The 6,435-nt window shown below is 72.1% G+C and carries 6 protein-coding genes; all 6 read left to right on the top strand.

Annotation, left to right across the window (positions count from 1 at the left end; all coding sequences use genetic code 11):
• Window positions 1-1,072: LCP family protein (locus tag LQ51_RS22220; protein WP_046568730.1), on the top strand; the 1,072-nt coding region annotated here is incomplete at its 5' end.
• A gap of 204 nt (window positions 1,073-1,276) precedes the next feature.
• Window positions 1,277-2,485, top strand: a complete 1,209-nt coding sequence (locus tag LQ51_RS22215; RefSeq protein WP_046568716.1) for an LCP family protein — start codon at window positions 1,277-1,279, stop codon at window positions 2,483-2,485.
• Window positions 2,486-2,674: 189 nt separating this feature from the next.
• Window positions 2,675-3,613: an LCP family protein gene (locus LQ51_RS22210; RefSeq protein WP_046568714.1), complete on the top strand. Its 939-nt coding sequence runs from the start codon at window positions 2,675-2,677 to the stop codon at window positions 3,611-3,613.
• Window positions 3,614-3,640: 27 nt separating this feature from the next.
• A complete protein-coding gene (locus tag LQ51_RS22205; RefSeq protein ID WP_046568712.1) occupies window positions 3,641-3,976 on the top strand; it encodes a rhodanese-like domain-containing protein in 336 nt (111 codons plus the stop codon).
• Window positions 3,977-3,990: 14 nt separating this feature from the next.
• Window positions 3,991-4,779, top strand: a complete 789-nt coding sequence (locus tag LQ51_RS22200) for a glycerophosphodiester phosphodiesterase (protein ID WP_046568710.1) — start codon at window positions 3,991-3,993, stop codon at window positions 4,777-4,779.
• Between the two features lie 172 nt (window positions 4,780-4,951).
• The gene (locus LQ51_RS22195) at window positions 4,952-6,406 is read left to right on the top strand and encodes a sensor histidine kinase (RefSeq protein WP_046568728.1); all 1,455 of its coding nucleotides are present in this window, start codon (window positions 4,952-4,954) and stop codon (window positions 6,404-6,406) included.
• The last annotated feature ends 29 nt before the right edge of the window (window positions 6,407-6,435 follow it).

Below are 6,435 nucleotides of genomic sequence, written 5' to 3'. Positions count from 1 at the left end.
CGGCGGTCCGGCCGGGCCGCGCGGGCCCGGCGGCGGACCGGGTGGCACCCCGGGCCGGCGTGGCCCGCGCCCGCGCTGGGGGCGGATCGGCCTGGTGGCCGGCGTCGCGGTGCTGCTGCTCGCGCTGCTCGGCGGCATCGGCGCCTGGTTCTACGCCCGCAACCTCAACGGCGACCTGGCCCGCACCGACCCGTTCTCGGAGATCACCGGCGGGCGGCCGGCGAAGCAGGTCGAGGGCGCGTTGAACATCCTCATGGTGGGCAGCGACTCGCGCGACCCGGACGCCCCGCTGGACGGCGCCGGCAAGTGGCGGGCCGACACGCTGATCCTCATGCACGTGCCCGCCGACCACAAGCAGGCCTACCTGGTCTCCATCCCCCGCGACCTCTACGTGCCGATTCCGGAGAACGCGGGCGCGTCCTGCGACTCCGGCTCCCGCAACAAGATCAACGCCGCCTTCGCGTTCGGCGGCCTGCCGTTGGCGGTGAAGACCGTGGAGTGCTTCACCGACGTCCGGATCGACCACGTGATGGCGATCGACTTCGGCGGCTTCAAGGAGGTCACCGACGCCCTCGGCGGAGTGGACCTGAAGGTGGAGCGGACCATCACCTCGATCCACAAGCCGTACCGGACGTTCACCAAGGGCGTGAACCACATGGACGGCGCCGAGGCGCTGGACTGGGTGCGGCAGCGCAAGCAGTTCCCCGACGGCGACTTCGCCCGGATGCGCCACCAGCAGGAATTCCTCAAGGCGCTGATGGACAAGGCGGCCAGCAGCGGGACATTGACCAACCCGAAGAAGCTGAACGATTTTCTCCAGGCGGTGACCGCGGCGGCCACCGTCGACCAGGGCTTTTCGCTGACCGACATGGCGCTGCAGTTCCGCAGCCTCCGGGGCGACAACCTGACCTTCATCACCAGCCCGAACCTCGGCGGCCGGGACGTCGACGGCCAGTCGGTGGTGGTCTCCGACCGGGAGAAGGCGCTGGCGATGTACCAGGCCATCGCGAAGGACACGATGGCCGACTGGGTGCGGGCCAACCAGAAGAGCGACCCGGGCAACGGCGGCTGACGGCACAGGAACCACGTAACCCGGTCGGCGGTCATGGCTCGTCTGGCGTTAAGCCAACCGCCGACCGGCTGCATTCAATCATCCGTTCGGTCAATTTATCGGCACGATTGCCAAGATGTGTGGGAATAGCCCGTACACGAGGTCGCGAGAACGGCAACAGATACGTACAGTGGTCCCGCCCCCGATCACCGAGCTGGAGCACGCATGCCGGTCCAGACCAGCCGTCGCCCTCACTCACCTGATCCTGGAGCACCCAGCCGGGTGCCCCCCTTCATCCCGACCCAGCCCGGCCCCGGCGGTGCCGGCGGCGGCGGGCGGAAGCGGACCAAGCGCAAGGACCCGCTCTGGGCCAAGCTCACCGTGATCTTCGGTGCGGTGCTGATGATGACCAGTGGTCTGGCGATCGTGGGCAGCAAGGCGGTGATCGGCCAGGCCACCAGCAACATCAAGCAGGGCAACCTGATCGGCGACGCCGGCAAGAGCGACGCCGAAGGCGGCAACAGCCTCGAAGGCCCGATCGACATGCTGCTGCTCGGCGTCGACGCCCGGGCGAGCTGGGACGCCGACGACGTCCGCTCGGACAGCATCATCATCCTGCACATCCCGGCCAGCCACGACCAGGCGTACCTGATCTCGATCCCCCGGGACACCGAGGCGCACATCCCGGCCTGGTCGAAGGGCAACTGGAACGGCGGCGTCGAGAAGATCAACGCGGCCTTCCAGATCGGCGCCCGCAACAACGGCGGCTGGGAGGGCGGCGCCCAGCTGATGGCGAAGACCATCAAGTCGATGACCGGGATCAGCTTCGACGGCGCGGCGATCATCAACTTCGGCGGCTTCAAGAAGATCATCGACCAGCTCGGCACGGTACGCATCTGCGTCAACCACGAGGTGACGTCGAAGCACATGTCGCTGGTCGACGGCAAGCCGATGTGGAACGCGGACGCGAAGAAGACCGGCAAGCCGCGGACCCCGGTGGTGCACAAGAAGGGCTGCCGGGAGATGGAGGGCTGGGAGGCGCTCGACTTCGCCCGTCAGCGCTACGGCCTGCCGAACAGCGACTACGACCGGCAGCAGAACCAGCAGCAGCTGATCAAGGCGATGGCGAAGAAGGCCACCGAAAAGGGCATGCTGACCAACCCTCTGAAGCTCAACGCCATGATGAAGGCGGCCGGCGAGTCGCTCATGCTCGACACCGGCAAGGCGCCGATGGAGGACCTCATCTTCACCCTCAAGGGCCTCAACGGGAACGACCTGGTCACCCTGCGGACCAACGGCGGCACGTACGCGACCAACGCCAGCGGCCGGGAAGCGCTCAACGAACTCAGCATGGAGATGTTCCGCGCGGTCAAGGAAGACAAACTGGCTGACTTCGTGGTGGCCAACCCCAGCGTGCTCTCCACCCGGAAGTGACCCGGTGACCCGGCGGTAGCTGCGGAAAAGCGGCCACCGCCGGAGTTCCGGCCCGTAGCCTGACGTGAGCGGGTCTCACGTCGTCACGGCTGCGGGGAGGGTGTCACGGCCAGGCCAGCACGGACCGGACACGGGCGGGGTCGACCCGCCCGCCGCAGCCGGTTCCTGCTCGGCGCGGGCCTCACCCTGCTGCTGCTCGCCACCGTCGGACTGGCCGGGCTGCACTGGCTCACCAACCGGTACGACCGCACGGTCACCAAGGAACAACTGCTCGACGCCAGCGCCCGGAAGCCCCGGACCGACCTCTCCGGCCCGCTCAACTACCTGCTGGTCGGCTCCGACCACCGGCCCGGCGCCAACCCCGAGGACCAGCGCTCGGACACCGTCCTCATCGTGCACGTGCCGGCCGGCATGCGGCAGGCGTACCTCATCTCGATCCCCCGCGATCTGCTGGTCGCCATCCCGGCGGCGCCCGGCTACGGCGGCGGCCAGGACAAGATCAACGCGGCGTACGAGCACGGCGGCGGCGGCGCGGGCGGGGCCCGGCTGCTCTCCGCCACCCTGACCCGGCTCACCGGGACCCGCTTCGACGGCGCCGCGCTGATCGACTTCTCCGGCTTCAAGCAGGTCATCGACCTGCTCGGCGGCATCCGGATGTGCGTCGACACCCCGGTCCGGTCGATCCACACCAAGACCCAGTTCGAGCCGGGCTGCCAGCAGATGAACGGCGCGCGGACGCTGGACTACGTCCGGCAGCGCTACGACCTGCCCGGCGGCGACTACGACCGGCAGCGGCACCAGCAGCAGATGCTGCGGGCGGTGCTCGACAAGGCCGGCGAGACCCACCTGCGCAGCGACCCGGTGAAGCTGGACCGGGTGCTGCGCGCGGTCGGCGGCGCGCTGACCCTGGACAGCAACGGCGTACCCCTGGAAGACCTGCTCCTCGCCCTCCGCTCGCTGCCCGCGGACGCGCTGCGCGGGGTGCAGGTCCCGTCCTACCCGCAAACCATCGACCAGGTGTCGTACGTGGTGCTCGACAACGGCGGGGGCGGACTCTTCGACGCGCTGCGGACCACCCGGATGCCGGACTGGGCCGCCGCCAATCCCCGCTGGGTCAACCGGCTGTGAGCCGACCGGCCGTCTAGGCTGGTCCCCGTGTTCGGACCCCAGGTTCCCAGCGTGCCCGCGTCGGCCGTGCCCGACGAGACCTACCTGCTCGACGTCCGGGAGGACGACGAGTGGGCCGCCGGCCACGCGCCGGCCGCCCACCACCTGCCGATGACCGAGCTGCCCGCGCGGCTGAGCGAGGTACCGGACGACCGGGAGGTGTCGGTGATCTGCCGCTCCGGTGGCCGCTCCGCCCAGGTCGTCGCCTACCTCCTGCGCAACGGTTGGGACCAGGTGCGCAACGTCGACGGCGGGATGGGTGAGTGGGCCGCCGCCGGCCGCCCCGTGGTCACCGACGACGGGCAGCCCGGCCAGGTGGTCTGAGGCCTCCCACCGCCATGACCAACCCCCTGGTCTTCGCGCACCGCGGCTCCTCGTACGACCTGCCCGAGCACACGCTCGCCGCGTACCTGCGCGCCCTCGACGAGGGCGCCGACGGGCTGGAGTGCGACGTCCGGCTCACCCGGGACGGGCACCTGGTCTGCGTGCACGACCGCCGGCTGGACCGGACCAGCAACGGGCACGGCCTGGTCAGCGCGCGTACCCTCGCCGAGCTGGAACTGCTCGACTTCGGCTCGTGGCACCCCGGCGCGCTCGCCGAGGGCGACGAACCGCGCGACGAGGCGCGCACCCGGCTGCTCACCCTGGAGCGGCTCCTCGACGCCGTGCTGGCCGCCGGCCGGCCGGTCCGGCTGCTGATCGAGACCAAACACCCCACCCGATACGGACGGGACGTGGAACGCCGCCTGGTCAGCATGCTGCGCCGGTACGGGCTGGCCGAGCCGGGCCCGGACGACCCGGTCCGGGTCACCGTGATGTCGTTCTCCCCGCTCGCCGTCCGGCGGATCCGGGAACTGGCCCCGGCCCTGCCCACGGTGCTGCTGCTGGAGGTGCTGCCGCGCTGGCTGCGGCTGGGCCGGCTGCCGTTCGGCGCCCCGATCGCCGGGCCGGGCATCGGCCTGCTGCGGGCCCGGCCGCAGCTGGTGCCCGCGCTGCGGGCCGCCGGCCACCAGGTGTACGTCTGGACGGTCAACGAGCCGGCGGACCTGGAGCTGGTGCTGTCCGCCGGGGTGGACGGGGTGATCACCGACCGGCCCGCCCTGACCCTGGCCCGGTTGGGTCGCTGAGCGCCGCCGGCCCGCCCGGTGGCCGGTCCCGCCCGGGCGCCCGCCGTGCGGCGGATCCACCCGGTGGCCCAACCCGTCCGGGCGCCCGCCGTGCGGCGGATCCACCCGGTGGCCGGTTCCGCCCGGCCGGGCGGGGGTGTCCGGCGACCGGGCGGCGGGGCACACTCGGGACATGCCGGAGCGAACCGACTACCCCGCCCTCATCGCCGGCCACACCCGCGTCATCTCCATGATCAACTCGGGGGAGGCCGGCCTGCCGGTGCTCAACCGGCTGCTCGGCGTGGTCGAGCCGGCCGTCGGCGCGGCCGGCCTGGTCTGGGTGGAACTCGCCCCCGCCGGCGGCCGGGTCATCGCCGCCACCGGCAGTGCCGAGTTCGTCACCGGGCACCCCCTGCCACCCACCGACCCGACCACCGTCTGCCTGCTCTCCGGGCCACCGCTGCGCGAGATCGCGGTGGACAGCATCCCCGGCGCGCTCGCCGACGAGCTGGCCGGGCGCGGGCTGCACCGCATGATCGTCGCCCGGGCCGAGGTCGGCGGCCTCACCGTCGGCAGCCTGCACGCCCTCTACCCGACCGGCGAGCGGCTCGACGCCTCCCAGCGCGCCGTCATCGGCTACGTCGCCGCCTGCATCGCCCACATGTACGGCGACCAGTCCGGCCTGCCCGTCCACGGGGACGGCCCGGTGGTCGCCGCGCTCGCCGACGGCCTCGCCGTGGTCGACCGGGAGCACCACGTACGGCTCTGGAACCCGGCCGCCGTGCAGGTCGCCGGCCGGCCGGCGAGCGAGGCGCTGAACCGGCCACTGCCGTTCCCGCTGCCGCCCTGCGGCCAGGTGCTCGACCACCGGCTGCCGGACGGTCGCTGGCTGCGGATCACCGCCGGAGAACTGCCCGGCCCCGGCGCGCTGCGCGTGGTCACCTTCCGGGACATCACCGACCAGCAGCGCCGCGAGCACGACCGGGACCTCTTCGTCGCGGTGACCAGCCACGAGCTGCGCACCCCGGTCACCGTGATCAAGGGGTACGCGGACACCCTCACCGACCACTGGGAGTCGCTCAGCGACAGCGACCGGCGGCAGGCCGCCCGGATCATCGGGCAGCGCGCCAACGAGTTGGCCCGGCTCGTCGACCGGCTGCTCACCGCCGCCACGGAGAACCGGCCCGGCGACCGGCCGGCCGCCCCGTTCGACCTGGCCGACGCGCTGCGCACCGCGGTGACCGACCTGCCGGCGGACGTCCGGCACCGGGTCGTCCTGGACCTCCCGGCCGACCTGCCCAAGGCGCTGGGCGACCGGCACAGCGTCGCCACCGTGCTGACCGAGCTGAGCACCAACGCCGGCAAGTACTCGCTGCCGGACACCCCGATCGAGGTGTCCGCCGAGGCGAACGAGCGGACCGTCTCCCTGCGGGTCGCCGACCGGGGCATCGGCATCCGGCCGGAGCACGTGGAGCGCGCGTTCGACCGGTTCTGGCAGGGCGAGTCCGGCGACCGGCGCCGATATCCGGGGGCCGGGCTGGGTCTCTATCTCGTCCGCCAGATCGTTGAACAACAGAATGGATGGGTATCCCTCCGACCGAGAGCCGGCGGGGGTACGGTCGCAGAGGTGCGGCTGCCCCGGGGCTGACCAGGTGACCCGGGGGTGAGGGGACAGCG

Origin of the sequence: Micromonospora sp. HK10 (assembly GCF_000982955.1) — a bacterium.
Lineage (GTDB): Bacteria > Actinomycetota > Actinomycetes > Mycobacteriales > Micromonosporaceae > Micromonospora.
This window is presented reverse-complemented; position numbering and strand designations above follow the sequence as displayed.